The 17,468-nt window shown below is 52.6% G+C and carries 15 protein-coding genes; 9 read left to right on the forward strand and 6 right to left on the reverse strand.

Annotation, left to right across the window (positions count from 1 at the left end; genetic code table 11):
• Nucleotides 1-54: 54 nt before the first annotated feature.
• Genes BM030_RS06480 through BM030_RS06495 form a run of 4 tightly spaced genes read left to right on the forward strand, consistent with a single transcriptional unit; the run spans nt 55 to nt 3,553 of the window.
• Nucleotides 55-1,044 carry a PstS family phosphate ABC transporter substrate-binding protein gene (locus BM030_RS06480; protein WP_090972427.1) on the forward strand — a complete coding sequence of 330 codons (990 nt, stop codon included), beginning with the start codon at nt 55-57 and terminating at the stop codon, nt 1,042-1,044.
• 1 nt (nt 1,045) lies between these two features.
• The gene (gene pstC, locus BM030_RS06485) at nt 1,046-1,939 is read left to right on the forward strand and encodes a phosphate ABC transporter permease subunit PstC (protein ID WP_244518727.1); all 894 of its coding nucleotides are present in this window, start codon (nt 1,046-1,048) and stop codon (nt 1,937-1,939) included.
• Nucleotides 1,939-2,790 (forward strand): PstA family ABC transporter permease, encoded by an 852-nt coding sequence (locus tag BM030_RS06490; RefSeq protein ID WP_090972431.1) that lies wholly within the window; start codon nt 1,939-1,941, stop codon nt 2,788-2,790. The genes pstC and BM030_RS06490 overlap by 1 nt, the downstream gene beginning before the upstream one ends.
• Nucleotide 2,791: 1 nt before the next feature.
• A complete protein-coding gene (locus BM030_RS06495) occupies nt 2,792-3,553 on the forward strand; it encodes a phosphate ABC transporter ATP-binding protein (protein WP_090972432.1) in 762 nt (253 codons plus the stop codon).
• 54 nt (nt 3,554-3,607) lie between these two features.
• Here BM030_RS06495 and BM030_RS06500 read toward each other — a convergent pair whose 3' ends face one another.
• The gene (locus tag BM030_RS06500; RefSeq protein WP_090972434.1) at nt 3,608-5,044 is read right to left on the reverse strand and encodes an MATE family efflux transporter; all 1,437 of its coding nucleotides are present in this window, start codon (nt 5,042-5,044) and stop codon (nt 3,608-3,610) included.
• A gap of 96 nt (nt 5,045-5,140) precedes the next feature.
• Nucleotides 5,141-5,581: a hypothetical protein gene (locus tag BM030_RS06505; protein WP_090972436.1), complete on the reverse strand. Its 441-nt coding sequence runs from the start codon at nt 5,579-5,581 to the stop codon at nt 5,141-5,143.
• 548 nt (nt 5,582-6,129) lie between these two features.
• On the opposite strand from BM030_RS06505, the gene BM030_RS20030 reads away from it, so the two are divergent.
• Nucleotides 6,130-6,510, forward strand: a complete 381-nt coding sequence (locus BM030_RS20030; RefSeq protein WP_211657537.1) for a hypothetical protein — start codon at nt 6,130-6,132, stop codon at nt 6,508-6,510.
• A gap of 66 nt (nt 6,511-6,576) precedes the next feature.
• On the opposite strand, the gene recQ is transcribed toward BM030_RS20030, so the two are convergent.
• A complete protein-coding gene (gene recQ, locus BM030_RS06515; protein ID WP_090972438.1) occupies nt 6,577-8,769 on the reverse strand; it encodes a DNA helicase RecQ in 2,193 nt (730 codons plus the stop codon).
• Between the two features lie 311 nt (nt 8,770-9,080).
• Here recQ and BM030_RS06525 point away from each other — a divergent pair, with 311 nt between their 5' ends.
• The 4 genes from BM030_RS06525 to BM030_RS06540 are packed head-to-tail and all read left to right on the forward strand — an operon-like array spanning nt 9,081 to nt 13,759.
• The gene (locus tag BM030_RS06525; RefSeq protein ID WP_090972442.1) at nt 9,081-10,163 is read left to right on the forward strand and encodes a mannose-1-phosphate guanylyltransferase; all 1,083 of its coding nucleotides are present in this window, start codon (nt 9,081-9,083) and stop codon (nt 10,161-10,163) included.
• Nucleotides 10,163-10,921, forward strand: a complete 759-nt coding sequence (locus BM030_RS06530; RefSeq protein WP_090972444.1) for an enoyl-CoA hydratase/isomerase family protein — start codon at nt 10,163-10,165, stop codon at nt 10,919-10,921. The genes BM030_RS06525 and BM030_RS06530 overlap by 1 nt, the downstream gene beginning before the upstream one ends.
• Nucleotides 10,921-12,825: an OmpA family protein gene (locus BM030_RS06535; protein WP_090972446.1), complete on the forward strand. Its 1,905-nt coding sequence runs from the start codon at nt 10,921-10,923 to the stop codon at nt 12,823-12,825. Before BM030_RS06530 ends, BM030_RS06535 begins: the two co-directional genes overlap by 1 nt.
• A 16-nt stretch (nt 12,826-12,841) precedes the next feature.
• On the forward strand, nt 12,842-13,759 hold the full coding sequence (locus BM030_RS06540; protein ID WP_090972448.1) for an SMP-30/gluconolactonase/LRE family protein: 918 nt from the start codon (nt 12,842-12,844) through the stop codon (nt 13,757-13,759).
• On the opposite strand, the gene BM030_RS06545 is transcribed toward BM030_RS06540, so the two are convergent.
• Genes BM030_RS06545 through BM030_RS06555 form a run of 3 tightly spaced genes read right to left on the reverse strand, consistent with a single transcriptional unit; the run spans nt 13,713 to nt 17,436 of the window.
• Complete coding sequence (locus BM030_RS06545) at nt 13,713-14,306, reverse strand: type 1 glutamine amidotransferase domain-containing protein (RefSeq protein ID WP_244518729.1); 594 nt, start codon at nt 14,304-14,306, stop codon at nt 13,713-13,715. The two genes, BM030_RS06540 and BM030_RS06545, sit on opposite strands and share 47 nt — an antisense overlap.
• A gap of 45 nt (nt 14,307-14,351) precedes the next feature.
• Nucleotides 14,352-15,011: a ligase-associated DNA damage response endonuclease PdeM gene (pdeM, locus tag BM030_RS06550; protein WP_090972450.1), complete on the reverse strand. Its 660-nt coding sequence runs from the start codon at nt 15,009-15,011 to the stop codon at nt 14,352-14,354.
• Between the two features lie 4 nt (nt 15,012-15,015).
• Nucleotides 15,016-17,436 (reverse strand): ligase-associated DNA damage response DEXH box helicase, encoded by a 2,421-nt coding sequence (locus tag BM030_RS06555; RefSeq protein ID WP_090972452.1) that lies wholly within the window; start codon nt 17,434-17,436, stop codon nt 15,016-15,018.
• Nucleotides 17,437-17,468: the final 32 nt, after the last annotated feature.

The following is a 17,468-nucleotide window of genomic DNA, read 5'->3' on the forward strand; positions in this document are numbered from 1 at the left end:
ATTATATAAAGTCTATCAATTTTATATATATTTGTCGCCGTCAATAATGCGGGCATGAAGATAAGATTAGCCAGACGTTTTAACGCACTTTTTGGGGTTGCCGGGATACTACTGTTCCTCCCGTTTTGGAGCTGTGCGCCGAAAAATTCATCCGGAAGGGACGGCAAGAATGGTTTGCGCGGCACGGTCAGTATTTCGGGTGCATTCGCTTTATATCCTTTGGCGGTCATGTGGAGCGAGGAGTTCAAAGCCATTTACCCCGATGTCCGTTTTAACATTTCAGCCGGCGGCGCCGGTAAAGGGATTGCCGATGCGCTGAGCGGCATGGTGGATATCGGGCTGGTCTCAAGGGATGTCCATGAGCAGGAATTCGACCGCGGCGCATATGTGGTCCACGTGGCGAAAGATGCGGTGGTGGGCACTGTCAGTGCCCGTAACCCCAATCTTGACGCCATACTGGCAAGGGGGTTAACGCAGGAGGAACTGCAGAAAATTTTCGTTACGGGTACCGTATCCCGGTGGAATGAGGTGGACCCATCATTTACGGCTCACGACTTGCACGTGTATGTCCGATCGGATGCGGCGGGGGCAGCAGAAACGTGGGCGGCATTTTTCGGGAAATCACAAGAAGACCTCAGGGGGATCGGCATTTTCGGCGATCCGGGCGTCGTACAGGCCATACAGCAGAACCCTTTGGCCATCGGGTTCAACAATATCAACTATGTTTATGACCTCAAAACAAGGAAGCAGGTGGCCGATATCCGTGTGATACCCATTGATGTGGACGGCGATGGAACCATCGGACCGGACGAGGCATTTTATGGCAGTATCGACAGCCTGACCGATGCAGTGGCAAGGGGAGCTTACCCCGCCCCACCGGCTCGCAATCTGTCATTCCTGATAAAGGGCAAACCTGAGGATGTGGTTGTGGTGGAGTTCATCAGGTTTGTGCTCACCAAAAAATCGCAGTCTATTCTGCTGGAAAACGGCTATATTCCGCTGAATGACGAACAGTTGGAGGAGGAACACGCTAAACTGAACTGATTTGAAATTTCGGATAATAAAAGACAGATTGATTGCTAATGCGATGCTGGTCCTTGCCATCGCGTCGATGTCCTTTGTTTTACTGATAGGCATCGGTCTTTATTGGAGAGCATCGCCGTTGTTCGAGACCCACAGCCTATGGTCGTTATTCAGCGGAAGCGAGTGGTCGCCCGCTTCCGGCAAGTTCGGCTTCTACCCGTTTATCATGGGAACACTGTGGGTCACGTTTATCGCTGTTGTGGTGGCACTGCCCTTATGCTTGCTTACCGCCATCTATCTGACGGAATATGCCAAATCGAGCGTACGCAAGGTTATTCTGCCCCTGGTGAATATCCTTGCCGGCATTCCACCTGTCATTTATGGCGTATGGGGTATCTTTTTTGTGGTACCGATAGTGCGGGAATATGTAGGCCCCGCGTTCACCGAGTATTCCAGCGGATATACCGTGCTGACCGGCGGAGTGGTGCTTGCCGTAATGATTTTTCCCATATTGGTGAGCATAGTGTCTGAAGTGCTGCGCACCATCCCCAAGGAATTAAAAGACGCTTCCCTGTCGCTGGGCGCAACAAAGTGGGAGACCATCAAGAAAGTTGTGCTCAAGCGGGCGCTTCCGGGCGTATTTGCCGCTACGGTTTTGGCAATATCGCGCGCATTCGGCGAAACGGTGGCCGTGCTGATGGTATGCGGCAATGTGCCGTTGGCTCCTGGATCCGTCTTTGATGGCGGGTATCCGCTACCCGCGCTTATAGCTAACAATTTCGGCGAAATGATGTCCATACCGCTATACGATGCAGCGCTGATGTTTGCTGCGTTATTGCTGTTTGTCATCATTTTCCTGTTCAACTGGGGTTCACGTATTATCTTAAATCGTATTGAACATAAATACAGTTCCTGATGGGTATTAGAAAGCGAAAAGCAGAAGAATGGGTTTTCAAGGCGCTGATGGTGGCTGCTTGTTTGGTGGTCAGCTCAAGCCTTTTCCTTATTGTGGGAACCATTGTGGTAAAGGGTGTGCCTTACCTCACGTGGGACATGGTCACCCAGGTACCCCAAGGGGGGTTCTATATCGGTAAGGAAGGCGGGGTGCTCAATGCGATTATCGGTTCCCTTTACCTCGCGGGGGGAGCCACGGTGCTGGGACTGCTGGTCAGCATTCCCATTTCAATCTACCTGAACATTTACCTGAAACATGGGAGCTTGCTGGGCAAATCGGCCAAATTGGCTTACGATGTGCTGTTCGGCATCCCCTCCATCGTATATGGCGCATTTGCATTCAGCATCATGATATGGCTCGGCGTGCGGGCGTCTTTGCTGGGCGGTATCATTGCGGTGACCCTGCTCATCATCCCCATTCTGGTGCGCACATTGGATGAAGTGATTGCCACGGTACCGCGGGAACTGAAGCATGCGGCGCTATCCCTGGGCGCTACGCGGTGGGAAGCCGCCAAAGTGGTGCTTAAACAGATTAAGCCGGGCATCTATACGGCGGTATTGCTTGCTTTCGGCCGCGGCATCGGTGATGTTGCCGCAGTGCTGTTTACAGCTGGATTCAGCGATAATATCCCGAAGTATATCGATGAACCGGCCGCCACGCTGCCCCTGGCGATATTTTTCCAGTTGAGCAGCCCGATTCCCGAAGTACAGGGGCGGGCGTATGCCTCTGCGCTTATCTTGACCATCATTATTCTCGTGATTGTGGTGGTCTCGCATTTTCTTTCGGCCAAACACTCGAAACATAATCTGTAATATGACGCAACATCCGCTCATCAGTGTAAAGAACCTGAATGTCCACATCGATGGACACCATATCCTCAAGGACATTAACATCAATATTCCTGATAAAAGCGTTACATCCATTATCGGTCCGTCCGGCTGCGGTAAAACCACGCTGCTCAAAACATTCAACCGGTTGCTGGATGATACGGCAAACGTCAGCGTAACCGGCAGCGTCCTGGTGGACGACGAAGACATCTACGCGCCCCATGCTGAAGTAACCCACATCCGCCAGAAAATGGGGCTGCTTTCGCAGCGCCCTTACCCCCTGCCGATGTCTATATTTGACAATGTGGCCTACGGTCCGAGAATCCACGGCATACGGAAGAAGAGCGAACTGGAGGCCATTGTGGAGAAACAGCTGAAAGACACCGGACTCTGGGAAGAAGTGAAAGACCGGCTGCACAGCCCGGCGGCTAAACTATCCATCGGCCAGCAACAGCGGCTGTGCTTAGCCAGGGGACTGGCTGTAGAGCCTGAAATTATCCTGGGCGACGAATCCACTTCAGCACTTGATCCCGTATCCACCCATAAAATCGAAGACCTCTTCGTGCGGCTAAAAGAAAAATACACGATTGTGCTGGTGACACACATCCTCCGCCAAGCCCGCCGCATTTCAGACTATATCATTTTTGTCTACATGGGAGAAATCATCGAATTCGGCCCTACCGATGAAGTACTGCTCAACCCCAAAGAAGAGCTTACCCGCCAATATGTGAAAGGATTTATCAGTTAAATCGAAATAGCCCATACCCCGGCCCCCTGTGCTGCGCCGGGCACGGCACCGGCGTTACACTGCCGCCGTTTTCCAGCGCCCCCTGCTGAACAACCAAAGGGTGAACAGGCCCACCGAGGTTTCCGACACGAATACACCCCAGAATACGCCTGAATGCCCCCACCCCAGCACCTCTGCCAACAAATACGATAACGGAATCTGGATTAACCAGAAAAACACCACGTTTATTTTGGTCGGTGTGCGGGTGTCCCCCGCGCCGTTGAAGGCCTGTACGGATACCATCCACCAGCCATAAACGAAAAAGGAATACGACAGGATGCGCAACCATTCCCCTCCGATGGCTATCACCTGCGCGTCATCGGTGAAAATACGCATCAGCGGCTCGTTAAAGAAAAAGTAGCCGGCCGATATGGCCAGCAAAAACACCATGTTATAAAGCCCGATATGCCATACGGCCGCCTCCGCACGTTCAGGGCGGCCCGCCCCCAGGTTCTGCCCCACCAGCGTAGCAGCCGCATTGGCCAGTCCCATCGCCGGCATCATGGTAAACATCATAACCCGCAAAGCGATAGTAGCTCCCGCCACCGCCTCGCTCCCGATGCCGGCGAGGATACGCATCAGGAAGATCCACGACGTCATGGACACGATCATCTGGCCGATACCTCCGACTGATGTACGCAAAATGGAAAACGCGGCTTTTGCATCCCAATACAGCTGCGAAAAACGCACATGGATATGCCGGCCGCCTTTTCCGAAAAGTACCCGCAACTGCATGGCCACCCCTATTCCCCTCCCCACATTCGTTGCGATGGCCGCCCCTTCCAGTCCCATTGCGGGTATAGGCCCCCAGCCGAATATAAAAATAGGATCGAGAATGATATTCACTGCATTGGCAACGAGCAGTACCCGCATGGCGATAGCCGCATCGCCTGCTCCCCGGAATACCGCATTGATAACGAACAGCAACATGATAACCACATTCCCCCCAAGCATCCATTGGGTATAGCGGTAGCCTTCAGCAATACCTTTGGCGTCGCTCCCCATCAGCGCCAGTAATTCCTTGGGGTAGATGATTCCGGCAATCGCAAACGGCAGGGACGCGAGCACAGCGATAAACAGCGACTGAACAGCGGCCAACGCGGCCCCTTCTTTGTTTTTTTCGCCGACACGCCGGGCCACCACTGCCGTAACGGCCATGGAAAGCCCTATGCCGATGGAATACAGCAGGTACAGAAACGTTTCGGTGAGTCCCACGGTGGCCACGGCCCACGCACCCAGCTTGCCCACAAAAAAAATGTCCATGACGGCAAAGGTCGATTCCATGACCAATTCAAGAATCATCGGCGCAGCCAGCAATAAGATGGCCCTTTTTAATCCGATCTGGGTGTAATCGGCTTCTGTGCCGCGTATGGCATTTTTGATTTCCTGCCAAAGGGTTCCCCGCCTGTCCGCGTGCACCGCGGTGTTGTCATTTGTCTGATAGCCCATCATGATTGTTTTTACCGCTAACCAAGTAGCTGGCCAAATTTAGTGCATGCAATTGACATACACCATGTGCGAAAGAGACAATCCGGGGGGGTATTTGCGTTATTTGAAACTACCGGTTTCCTGGAACGCTCGGCAAAGCTTTTCGGCAATAATCTCTGCTGCAGCGGTTTTGACGAGGGCGATATCCACGTCTATAAGCTGTATAGGCTGAAGGCGTGGCAGGTTTGCGCGATCCACGAAGACCGCGATCTTGGCCCCCGGATATTTCTTCCGGAGCGCCTCAAGGTGCGGCGTGTATTGCTGGTTAAGAAAATAGCGCTCTTCAAGTATTATCAGATCGTATACCTCGCCCTCCCGTATCAGTTCCGTCCGTATTCCAGACTGGCTTATCGCACTCGCACAGACGTCGGGCAAGTAATAATTTACGGTTTTCAGGAGGGCGCTCCGTTCCGGGGCGATGTCATCGATGATGAGTACCCGGAGCCCCCTCTTGGTCCTCGATATCGAAGCGAGGTACTGGTTGATACTGTTCGGATCCATTTAGCAGTTTACTGGATAGTTAAAATATTAGTCATTGTTTGTGTAAACCGAACCGGTTGAGTGCTTCAGGTGCGGATGCCCTGCTGCGCCTCGCGTCGTTTTATCCTCTCACGATTGGTGGTAGCCGGATTTCAGCATGACGGTTAACACTGCCACGGCGTGACATAAATCCGGCCACCACCAGCAAACCTGAGCTTGAACAAGATGAACAGCAAAAATGTGAGCTGGCTACAGACCTAACTGTTATATTGCTTCATGCTTCAAAATGCGATAAAATGAGTTGATTCGGTTGAAATTCCTGGCAAAGACAAACGTGTTTTAATTTAATTTATCATACAGTTTATTGATTTTCATATTATTCAATCACTACACTATTAGGATATTCGGGGCTTTGGCATCATTTATGGTTAGGCAGCAAAATCTATTTGTACGCTCGTTATTGGTCTGTTCATAGGAGCAACAATACTTAGAAACAACGTGGCTAATATATAGAATATATCTTAATAAATTCTAATAATTATTAGAATTTATTCAATTATTTGCTTAGCATGTCAACTCCGCTGAAAAGAATAAAGCATTTTATTGATTTAAAAGGGATAACGGTTAGTGCGTTTGAAAAATCAGTTGGCTTTTCAAACGGCTCATTCAGTGGTCAATTAAAAAGAAACAGGACGATTGGTGTAGATAAATTAGAACATATACTAAAAACTTATCCCGACCTGAATGCCGAGTGGGTATTGACCGGTCGCGGGCACATGTTAAGGGATGCGGAAAAGGAAAGCGACACCCCTCCCCCCGCCTTCCAGGAGGCTATAACCGTTATGGAACGGAACTATGAACGGACCATTGAATCGTTGAACCAGGTCATCGCGGCACAGCAGAAAACCATTGCCGTGCTGGAACAATTAGTGGCCCGGAAAGGGGAATAACCCGCCGCAGGAAATCCGCCATATCGGGGCAACCGGCTGAAGGCCTGCAACGCGGATCGGCGGAGATTAGTTCCCCAACTCAGACATAAACTTAATGCGCATCAATTGGATTTCTTCATACGTGTAATCGTCCGGCCCGAGGTCGCGGAGTGCCTGATCGATTGAATCCACCTCGGCACTGCGAAAATAATCGAACACTTCATCCTGCCGCTCTTCGTCAATGATTTCATCCACAAAATATCCGAGGTTAAGTTTGGTTCCCGAATTGACGATGGATTCCACTTCTTTCAGTAAATCTTCATAACTGATACCCTTGGAATGGGCGATGTCTTCCAGACCGATTTTGCGGTCAATATTCTGTATGATGGATACCTTGAGTGCAGACTTGTTCGCCGTGCCTTTGATAACCAGGTCCTGCGGGCGATCTACTTCGTTTTCTTCGACGTATTGTTTTATCAGTTCAACGAACTGTGAGCCAAACTTCATGGCTTTGCCTGCACCCACTCCATGTATTTGTTTCAACTCGTCGAGCGTAATCGGATAGTGCGTGCACATTTCCTCCAATGACGGATCCTGGAATACCACAAACGGCGGGAGCCCCTTTTGTTTGGCAATTTTTTTCCGCAGTTCTTTCAGCATCTTGAGCAGTTGGGTATCCACGGCCCCGCCACCCTGCTGTAAGGGTTCGTCGCTGCCGTCTTCTGTAGCGGCTTCCATGGGCTTGTTCAGGATGAACTTAATACCGTATGGGCTTTCGATAAAGCGTCTACCGGTTTCCGTGAGCTTCAGCAATCCATAGTGGTCAATATCCTTCGCAAGGAAATTATTCAGCACGGCCTGCCGGATAAGGGATTTCCAATAGATAATCCCCTGCTCTTTTCCGCTACCGAACAAAGGGTGGCTGTCGTGCTTATAAGACGCAATCGGCTGATTGTTCTGCCCGATGAACACATTGATGACGTGGTGGTCATCGAACTTCTCACCTTGCTCCTGGATGAATTTCAAGACATCCAATAAAGCGTCTTCCCCATCAAAGTATGTTTGCTGTGCGCTGCAGTTATCGCACATGCTGTTGCAGCCGGTCTCATCGAAATTCTCACCGAAATAGTGAAGTATTTGCTTACGGCGGCACACCGACGACTCCGAGTAGTCGATAACCTCCTTCAGGATCTGTGTACCGATTTCCCTTTCGGATACCGGTTTGTCCTTCATGAACTTGGTCAGCTTTTCAATATCCTTTTCCGAATAAAACGCCAAGCAATGGCCTTCCCCCCCATCGCGTCCCGCACGTCCGGTTTCCTGGTAATACCCTTCCATGCTCTTGGGGATATCGTGGTGGATGACATAGCGCACATCCGGTTTGTCGATGCCCATGCCAAAGGCAATGGTGGCTACGATAACTTCCACATCCTCCATGAGGAACTTGTCCTGCGTTTCGGCCCGGGTTTTGGCATCCAGCCCGGCATGGTATGGCAATGCCCGGATGCCGTTGATGTTAAGTATTTCGGCAATTTCCTCTACTTTTTTCCGGCTCAGGCAGTATATGATGCCGGATTTGCCGGTGTTGTTCTTGATGAAACGCACGATTTCCTTGACCACGTTTTTCTTGGGGCGCACCTCATAAAACAGATTGGCCCGGTTGAAAGACGACTTGAACAGCGTGGCGTCATTCATCTGCAGGTTCTTGCGGATATCGGATTGCACCTTCGGCGTAGCCGTTGCCGTAAGGGCAATCACCGGTATATTGTTGTCAATGGCATTGATAACCGACCGTATTTTGCGGTACTCCGGACGGAAGTCGTGCCCCCACTCTGAGATACAGTGCGCCTCATCCACCGCCACGAACGACACGGTAATCAACTTGAGGAACTCCATGTTTTCGGCCTTGGCCAGCGATTCCGGTGCTACGTAGAGCAACTTGGTTTTGCCAGACATCACATCTTGCTTAACGCGGGTAACGTCGCTCTTGTTTAACGATGAATTTAAGAAGTGGGCGATGCTGTCGTCGCCCCCGAAAGACCGGAGCTGATCCACCTGGTTTTTCATCAATGCTATCAGCGGGGAAATCACGATAGCCGTACCTTCGCTCATCAACGCGGGCAACTGGTAACAGATGGATTTTCCACCGCCCGTAGGCATGATAACGAATGTGTCTTTTTTTTGTAAGATATTGGTGATTATTGCTTCCTGATCACCCTTAAATGTATCAAAACCAAAAAATTCCTGTAAATTGTCGAATAATCTTTTCTCTATTTCCATTGCGCCTTTCGCAAATTTAGCCAGACTGATATCAAAAGAATGCCCAAAATAACATATTTTTGCGCATATCAGTATCTAAAATTATAAATAATATTTGGGAAAAGCAATTCCGTATCAAAAATGTCACTGAAGACACCGTACGCCCAAACACAAGGTGTTCCGTCTGGATGGACGGGGGATCGGGCAGCGGTTGGATGCGCGTGCTGAAGACCCGCGGCACCTCGGGTTGACCGGTCATTAGTTAAATACTGTAAAAGAAATGCGTAAAGCAATTAAACCGAAATAAACTGATAAAATAAGACAGAATACACATGAAGAATTATTATGCCGTTATCATGGCTGGCGGTATCGGAAGCCGGTTCTGGCCGGTAAGCCGTACCAGCTTGCCCAAGCAGTTTATCGACATGTTAGGAACGGGTAAGACACTTATCCAAGCCACCTACGATCGCTTCCGGAAAATCGTTCCCGAATCCAATATTTTCGTGGCCACAAACGAATCGTATGCAAGCCTGGTCCGCGAGCAATTGCCTAACTTGACGCCCCAGCAATTGATACTGGAGCCGATTATGCGCAACACCGCTCCGTGTATCGCTTATGCGAGTCACAAAATACAACAGCTGAACCCCGACGCCACGGTGGTAATCGCCCCGGCGGATCACCTTATCCTTGATACGGAAGCTTTTGTAAGCGACATCACCAAGGGGCTTAAATGCGCGGAGCGCCACGACTGGCTGATTACGCTGGGGATCAAACCCTCACGCCCGGATACGGGCTACGGCTATATCCAATACGGGAAAAGCGCTTCGGTGCAGGGATTTAAGAAGGTCAAGACGTTTACGGAAAAGCCGAACCTGGAACTGGCCAAAACCTTCCTGCAGAGCGGCGACTTTCTCTGGAATGCGGGAATTTTCATCTGGTCGGTCAAATCCATCATCCAGGCCTTCGACAAGTATCAGACGGAAATGAACGATGTTTTCAAAGAAGGCAGCGAGGTCTATAATTCCGCACGTGAAGCCAAGTTTATTTCCGGTGCTTTTGTGCGCTGCGTCAATATTTCCATAGATTTTGCCATCATGGAAAAAGCGGACAACGTTTACGTCCTCCCTTCGGACTTCGGATGGTCTGATTTGGGCACCTGGGCTTCCATTTATGAACTGGCGGAAAAGGATTACCTTGGCAACGTGTCATCGTCTGCCGAGAATGTCATTGTCTACGATTCGTCCAACTGTATGATCCACGCCCCCAAGGATAGGCTTGTTATCATCAAAGGGCTGCACAATTTCATCGTGGTGCAGTCGGACGATACGCTGATGATCTGCCCGAAAGACCAGGAACAGGGAGTTAAACAGATCGTTGCCGATGTAAAAGATAAATTCGGGAATAAATACATCTGATGGATTCTGGGTTTGTAACAACTGACTTCAGGGATAACGGCCTGGCGGCTGTCACATTCGGCCATCCGGCGCACAACGCCCTGCCTTCCGGCTTGCTTGCGGAACTTACGGCCGCGCTTCGTCACGCGGGCGGGCAGCCCCATGTCCGCCTTATCCTTCTGCAAAGTGCCGGCGACCGTACGTTCTGCGCCGGAGCGAGCTTTGACGAGCTGCTGGCGCTGGAAGATGAAGAAGCGGGCACGGCATTTTTTCGGGGCGTGGCCGATGTGATCAATGCCATACGTACCGTTCCGAAGCTCGTCATCGGAAGAACGCAGGGCAAAGCTGTTGGTGGGGGTGTCGGCTTCATGGCCGCATGTGATTACTGCTTTGCCACGGAGCAGGTTGCTGTACGGCTGAGCGAAGTTAGCCTTAATATCGGCCCGTTTGTGATTGCCCCGGCATTGGAACGCAAGATTGGCCTCGCGGCATTTACGGAACTGGCACTTAACCCCTCCCGTTTTTTTGACGCTCAGTGGGCCCTGCAAAAGGGGCTCGTCCATCACCTGTCGCCCAGCATCGGCGCAATGGACGATGCCATCCGGCAATTTTGCGGACCGTTGCTGGACAAAAATACCGAAGCGCTCAGTGCGCTGAAACGCACCTTGTGGAGGGGTACAGAAGACTGGGATGAACTGCTCGCCCGGCAGGCGGCCATCAGCGGCCGCTTGGCGTTGAGCAACGATGCAAAACTATTACTACGGAAACTTAAAAAATAATGCGGAACCTGCTGTGCGCCCTATTGTTCGCCTCACTGACATTTGCCCTTCCGCTATGCGGCCAGGTGCATTCCGGCAACAAAAAGGCCCAGGCAGCCTTCGCACGGGCGTCCGAGCAACTGCGTAACCGCCAATATGCGCAGGCCATCCGGTCGCTGGAGGCCGCGCTGGCTCTTGATACCGCTTTCGCGGCAGCGCACCAGCAGCTTGGCGATATCCGCCGCCAGCAGAAAGATTATGAACAGGCGGTACGACACTATCAGCACGTTGCCCGGTTAGACCCGGCGCTGACGGCGCTTACGTGGTTCGGGCTTGGCGAAAGCCTGTTGCATACCGGAAGATATGCCGAGGCTTTGCAGGCGCTGCGGAAGTACCTCACCACGCCGGGGTTGAGTGCCGAAGGGCAACGGCGCACCACCAAATACATTGCCGACTGCACCTTTAGCCTGGAGGCGTTGAAACAGCCGCGGGCGTTCTCTCCAAGAAACGCCGGGAGCGCCATCAACAGCGAGCATGACGAATACTTCCCGCGGCTGACGGCCGATCACCGGACCATCATATTCACCCGCAAGGTGGCAGACAATGAAAATTTCTACGAAAGCACGCAGGACAGCAGCGGTCAATGGACGGTTGCCCATCCGCTTCCGGGCGAAGTGAACTCCGACCTGTATAACGAAGGTGCCCATTGCATTTCCCCCGACGGCAAATACCTGTTCTTCACCGGCTGCAACCGGCCTGACGGCATGGGAAGCTGCGACATCTACGTTTCCAGGCGGGAAGGCGACCGGTGGGGCCAACCGCATAACCTGGGGGCGCCCGTCAACACCCGTGGCTGGGAGGCGCAGCCATCGCTCGCGGCCGATGGCCGTACGCTGTATTTCGTAAGCAACCGCACCGGAGGGCAGGGCGGATATGACATCTGGCGATCAGCGCTCCTGGACGACGGGCAATGGGCGCCACCGGAAAATCTTGGGCCCGCCGTCAATACGCCCGATGACGAAAGCTCGCCCTACATCCACGCGGATAATCAAACGTTGTATTTCGTATCGGACGGATGGCCCGGCTTCGGCGGAAAAGATATTTTCAAGAGCCGGCTGAACAAGGAAGGGATATGGCAGCAGCCCGTCAACATCGGCTACCCCATCAACGACCACCACGAACAACGGGCGCTTTCCGTAAGCATGAACGGCAAGTGGGCTTATTTCGCAACCCACAGGCCAGACGCCCTTGGCGGGCTGGACATTTACTTCTTTGAGCTCCCCCCTGCCGTGCAACCGCATCCGGTGGCCTACCTAAAGGGCGTAATCGTGGATGCGGACAACAGGGAACCCCTGCAGGCGACGGTCACGGTGACCGATGTCTCGGCCAACCAGGTGCTTTACCGGGAACAGTCCGATTACGAGAACGGATCGTTTCTCGCTCCCCTGCCTTTTGGCAGGACCTATGCGCTCCACATCAAACAACCGGGTTACCTTTTCTTTTCTGAACATTATGCGCTTGATGATTCAGCTAAAATCAACGATGCATATGAAGTGCGTATTGAGCTTTCCCGCATAAAAACCGGGAGCACCGAAACACTCAACAATATTTTCTTCGACGTGGATCGCTATGAATTGCTGCCGCAGTCGAAAACGGATTTGGATCACCTGGTGGAGTTCCTGAACATAAACCACGGGGTACGTGTTGAAATCGGTGGGCATACGGATAACACCGGGAACGAAGCCTATAATCAGTCGCTGTCGGAACGCCGCGCAAAAGCGGTGCACGACTACCTCGTCAATGCCGGTATTTCCGCCTCACGGCTGCGTTATAAAGGTTATGGACAATCGCAACCCGTAGCCAGTAACGATACCGAGGAAGGACGGCGACTTAACAGGCGGACCGCTTTCAAAATCATTGACTAACATAAATTTAACCGGCATGGAAAACCGCTTTCATTTTATTTTTTGGCCATTGGTCGTCTTGGGCCTGGAATGCAGCGCTCAGGTGGTGGCTCCCGGAGCCCAGTTGCAGTTGGTGGGTAACCAGTTCACTTTTACCGAAGGGCCGGCGGCTGATCGCGATGGCAATGTCTATTTCACGGATCAACCCAACAACCGGATATGGAAGTATAGCATAGACGGGAGACTGTCTGTATTCATGGAAAATGCCGGCCGGTCCAACGGGCTCTATTTCGACAAAGACGGTTCGCTGATTGCCTGTGCTGATGAGCGATTCGAACTATGGCGGATAAGCATGGACAGACAAGTAGAAAAACTGGCCGTTGATTACCGCGACTCGTTGTTCAACGGCCCGAATGACGTATGGGTGTCGCCGCAGGGTTTTCTTTATTTCACCGATCCCTATTACCAGCGGGATTACTGGACGCGGAAAGCGCCCGGCATGCAGGTACAGGCCGTATACCTGTACCGTAAGGGCCGGGTAACGCGTGTAGACGATGATCTGAAAAAGCCGAACGGCATCATCGGGACGCCGGACGGCAGGTTCCTCTACGTAGCGGATATCGGCGACAGCAAGATTTACCGATACAACATCAAGCGCAATGGAATGCTTGCCGGCCGCCAGTTCTTCGCGCCCCAGGGTTCTGACGGCATGACCATCGATGAACAGGGTAACATCTATCTTACCGGCAAGGGCATAGATGTATATAATCCGAAAGGCGAGAAAATCGCCCACATTCCTGTGCCGTCAAACTGGACCGCCAATGTCTGCTTCGGCGGCCCGGACAATGACCTACTGTTCATCACCGCCACCGATAAGGTATTTACCTTGAAGATGGCTGTAAAAGGCGCTACGCGTGTTGCCCAGCATGCTTCCCCTCGGCAAACTCCTCGATGATCTTTTCGTTAAAGTCCGGCAGGTCGTTCGGTGTGCGGCTCGTTACCAGTCCCTGATCTACCACCACGGCGCTGTCCTCCCATTGCGCACCGGCGTTGATCAGGTCTTTCCTGACGTTCTTTACGGAAGTCATCCGCCGGCCTTCCACCACTTCGGCATCGATCAGCACCTGCGGACCGTGGCATATCGCGGCAACGGGCTTGCCGGCATCAAAAAACGCCTTCACAAAAGCCAGTGCCTTCTCATTTACCCGCAGTTTGTCGGGGTTAATAACCCCGCCCGGCACCAACAGCGCATCATAATCGTCCGGGTTTGCCTCATCTAACGGAACATCAACATCAAAGTCAAGGCTCCATTCATCGCCTTTCTTCGCCCGCACCATTTCCTTGGCCGGCGAGACGATATGCGTGGTTGCACCAGCCAGCTGCATGGCATCACGCGGACTGGTCAATTCAATCTCTTCAAATCCATCGGCCGTCAAAATAGCCACTTTCCGATTTTTCAGTTTATCAGCCATGATTTCATCCTCCTTTTTTAAGATTGGCATTTTTAAATAGTTACAGGAAAGTAAGGGGATTTGTTTTCCGGAATCTTACCTTTCCGGCGGCTTCCACTCCCACACGCCGTTTCCGGCTACGGGGTAAATCTGGGCGCCCCGCGAAGGCCGCAGCAGATGCAGGCCCGTTAACGCGCCGAAGGCGGGCAATAACAATGTCTGGCGATGGCGGTAGAAACAGGGCAGCCGGTAAGCCTGTCTTCCCGCCGCCGGGATAAGGCACCCTGGATGCACGTGCCCTGCAATGTTGAACTGGAGCGGACTCACGTGCGCCATTGGATGGTGCGTGCAGACGATGTGGGGAGCTACGGAAAACGCCGGCAGCACATCAACGTCATTTTCCACCAGTAAGTTTTCCGGCAGGATATCATGATTGCCCCGGGTAAGCACAAAACGGATGCCCGGATTATCCTCACGGAAACGCTCAAAAACCAGCCATTCGCTGTTCAGTTCGCTATGGAAGAGATCGCCCAAAAAAACCACCGTACGAACCGGATACAGGTCCATCAGCGATTGCAGCCGCACAACGTCGTTATCTTTCCGCGGGGTCGGCATGAAAATACCGGCCTTGCGGAAATGCGCAGCCTTTCCCAAGTGCCAATCGGCAACGACAAGCGTTTCCTGATCGGGAAGCAGGAGCGCCCTTTCGGGAAGCAAAACAGCGGGGGTGTCCGTAAGATGGATAGTCTTTCCCATGCTATTACGCTTCCAACTGTGCCTTCAATTTTTCCAGTCGAGCCTGCCAATCCTCGTTGCTGTACCGCTCGCGGAACGATTCTGCAAATACCGGAAAGGCAAAGGGCGTGAGGTTAGCGGGCCGCTGCAACACGATGCGGTGCGTGCTTATCCGGTCAAACGCTTTGTACATGCGCGATGCCTCCAACTGGAAATCATACACCTCATCATAAGCCTGCCGCAACAGCAGGTTGCCGGGGTCGTAATCCTCAAATACCGAAAAGAACAAACCCGAATTCGCCTGGAGATGCTTGGTCTTCATGGGTTTGCCCGGATAGCCCTGAAACACCAGGCCCGCTATGCCGGCGATATCCCTGAACTTACGCCGTGCCATTTCCCGGATATTAATACCGTTCCGTATATCATCAAACAACTTTTCGGTTGAAAATAACCCGCGCCGCAGCGCCTCTTCCAGCGGTATCGGATCATCGCAGAGCAACTCAAACCCATACTCATTGCTCGCGATACTGAACGAAGCTTTCCGTATGCTGCTGAGCCGGTAGGCTATCACGGCTGCCATGCCCTCATGCACCAGCTTGCCCTCAAACGGAAACACGAAAAGGTGGTGGCCGTACCGCGTACGGATGTATTCCACCAGCAGCTCATCTTCGGCAGGCAACTCGGATATCCTTCGCTGCTCATCGAACAACGGCTGCAGGAAAAGCAGTTCTGCCGGGTAGGCAGGCGGTTTTCGTTCGTTGAGTTCCGCAAACGTATGCCGCAACGCTATGCCGAAATTGTCCGAAATCGGAAAGCGCCCTCCCATCCATGAAGGCACGGCCCCCTTCCTGCCCGCCGCCGGGCGGACAACGGCCTGTATGTCCTTTACGCGGACCAGTTCCAGCAGTCTACCCGAAAACCAGAACGTATCGCCGGGTTGCAGGCGCGAGATAAACCATTCTTCAATGGTGCCAAGGTGTTTGCCACCCAGGAGTTTCACCTGCATCATCGCATCGGAAACAATAGCACCGATGCTCAGGCGGTGCCGCATGGCTACCCGTTTGCTGGTGACCTGGTAGCGGCCGTTTTCGGCGACCACTTTATGGAACTCTTCATACGTGTCCAGCGTGCGTCCCCCCTTGGTAACCAACAACAGGCATTCATCAAACTCCTCCCTCGTCACGGAAGCATAACAATGCGTGCGTTTTACTTCGGCATACAGTTCATCGGCGCGGAATCCATCAGACACCGCCAGGGAGACCATGTACTGCACCAGCACATCAAAAGAACGCACATACGGCAGGCGCTGTTCCAGCAATCCGTTATATACCGCATAACGGATTGCCGCCCCTTCCATAATCTCGAGCGAATGCGTGGGCAGGAAATAGATTTTACTGGTTTCACCGGGGCGGTGTCCGCTCCGGCCCGCACGCTGGATGAAACGGGCAACCCCTTTCGGAGATCCGATTTGCACAACGCAATCCACCGGTCGGAAATCCACCCCCAAATCAAGGCTGCTGGTGCACACCACGGCCTTTAATATGCCGCGGTGCAGGGCGTCTTCCACCCAGGCACGGAGTTCATTGCTAAGCGAACCGTGGTGGATGGCTATGGCACCTGCCAAATCCGGCGCTGCCGCCAGCAGCTGGTGGTACCAGATTTCAGCCTGTGAACGGGTATTGGTAAACAGCAGCGTCGATTGATGGGCATAGATGATGGGCAACACCTGGTTTATCATTTTGGTGCCCAAATGCCCCGCCCAGGGAAACTTTTCCAGCGCTTCCGGAAGGAGCGTTTCCATCCGGATGTCTTTTTTCAGGTCGGCCTGCACCAAAACGCCTTCCGCTTCCGCCCCAAGCAATATATCCATGGCCTCCTCCAGGTTGCCGATGGTTGCCGAGATGCCCCACACGCGGAGCGCCGGGCAGATGGTACGCAACCGGCTGAGCGCCAGTTCTACGAGTACTCCTCTTTTGCTGCCCACCAGTTCGTGCCATTCGTCTACCACAACAAATTCCAGCTCACTGAAATAATCCCGGTATCCCTTTGAGGCCAGCAGCAGGTGGACGCTTTCCGGTGTGGTAATCAAGGCTTGCGGGGGCGCTTTTCGCTGGCGTTGCCGCTCATTGATATCCGTATCTCCCGTACGCAGCCCGATGCGGTAGTCGAGTTCCAGATCTTCGCTCACCCGCCGGGTGGCCTGGAGGATTTCGGCTGAAAGTGCCTTAAGCGGTGTAATCCAAAGGCAGTGAAGCCCCTTTTTTCGGCGTTCCATACGGTAGTACCGCTGGAGTACGCCAAACCACACAGCAAAGGTCTTTCCGTACCCTGTAGGCGCATTCAGCAATCCCGAACGGCCGTCAGCAATAGCTGCCCAGGTATCCTGCTGGAAACGGTGCGGCTGCCAGCCTTTATTAAAAAACCATGTATCTGCAAATACGTTCAACGGCAGTATAACCCCTTGAACAAAGATACGGT

Origin of the sequence: Parapedobacter composti (genome assembly GCF_900112315.1) — a bacterium.
GTDB lineage: Bacteria > Bacteroidota > Bacteroidia > Sphingobacteriales > Sphingobacteriaceae > Parapedobacter > Parapedobacter composti.

Bases quoted from the DNA above. Each gene is read 5' to 3' on its own strand.
- BM030_RS06480 (WP_090972427.1), top strand. From the start codon at position 55: ATGAAGATAAGATTAGCCAGACGTTTTAACGCACTTTTTGGGGTTGCC.
- BM030_RS06490 (WP_090972431.1), top strand. From the start codon at position 1,939: ATGGGTATTAGAAAGCGAAAAGCAGAAGAATGGGTTTTCAAGGCGCTG.
- BM030_RS06495 (WP_090972432.1), top strand. From the start codon at position 2,792: ATGACGCAACATCCGCTCATCAGTGTAAAGAACCTGAATGTCCACATC.
- BM030_RS06500 (WP_090972434.1), bottom strand. From the start codon at position 5,044: ATGATGGGCTATCAGACAAATGACAACACCGCGGTGCACGCGGACAGG.
- BM030_RS06505 (WP_090972436.1), bottom strand. From the start codon at position 5,581: ATGGATCCGAACAGTATCAACCAGTACCTCGCTTCGATATCGAGGACC.
- BM030_RS20030 (WP_211657537.1), top strand. From the start codon at position 6,130: ATGTCAACTCCGCTGAAAAGAATAAAGCATTTTATTGATTTAAAAGGG.
- recQ (WP_090972438.1), bottom strand. From the start codon at position 8,769: ATGGAAATAGAGAAAAGATTATTCGACAATTTACAGGAATTTTTTGGT.
- BM030_RS06525 (WP_090972442.1), top strand. From the start codon at position 9,081: ATGAAGAATTATTATGCCGTTATCATGGCTGGCGGTATCGGAAGCCGG.
- BM030_RS06530 (WP_090972444.1), top strand. From the start codon at position 10,163: ATGGATTCTGGGTTTGTAACAACTGACTTCAGGGATAACGGCCTGGCG.
- BM030_RS06535 (WP_090972446.1), top strand. From the start codon at position 10,921: ATGCGGAACCTGCTGTGCGCCCTATTGTTCGCCTCACTGACATTTGCC.
- BM030_RS06540 (WP_090972448.1), top strand. From the start codon at position 12,842: ATGGAAAACCGCTTTCATTTTATTTTTTGGCCATTGGTCGTCTTGGGC.
- BM030_RS06545 (WP_244518729.1), bottom strand. From the start codon at position 14,306: ATGCCAATCTTAAAAAAGGAGGATGAAATCATGGCTGATAAACTGAAA.
- pdeM (WP_090972450.1), bottom strand. From the start codon at position 15,011: ATGGGAAAGACTATCCATCTTACGGACACCCCCGCTGTTTTGCTTCCC.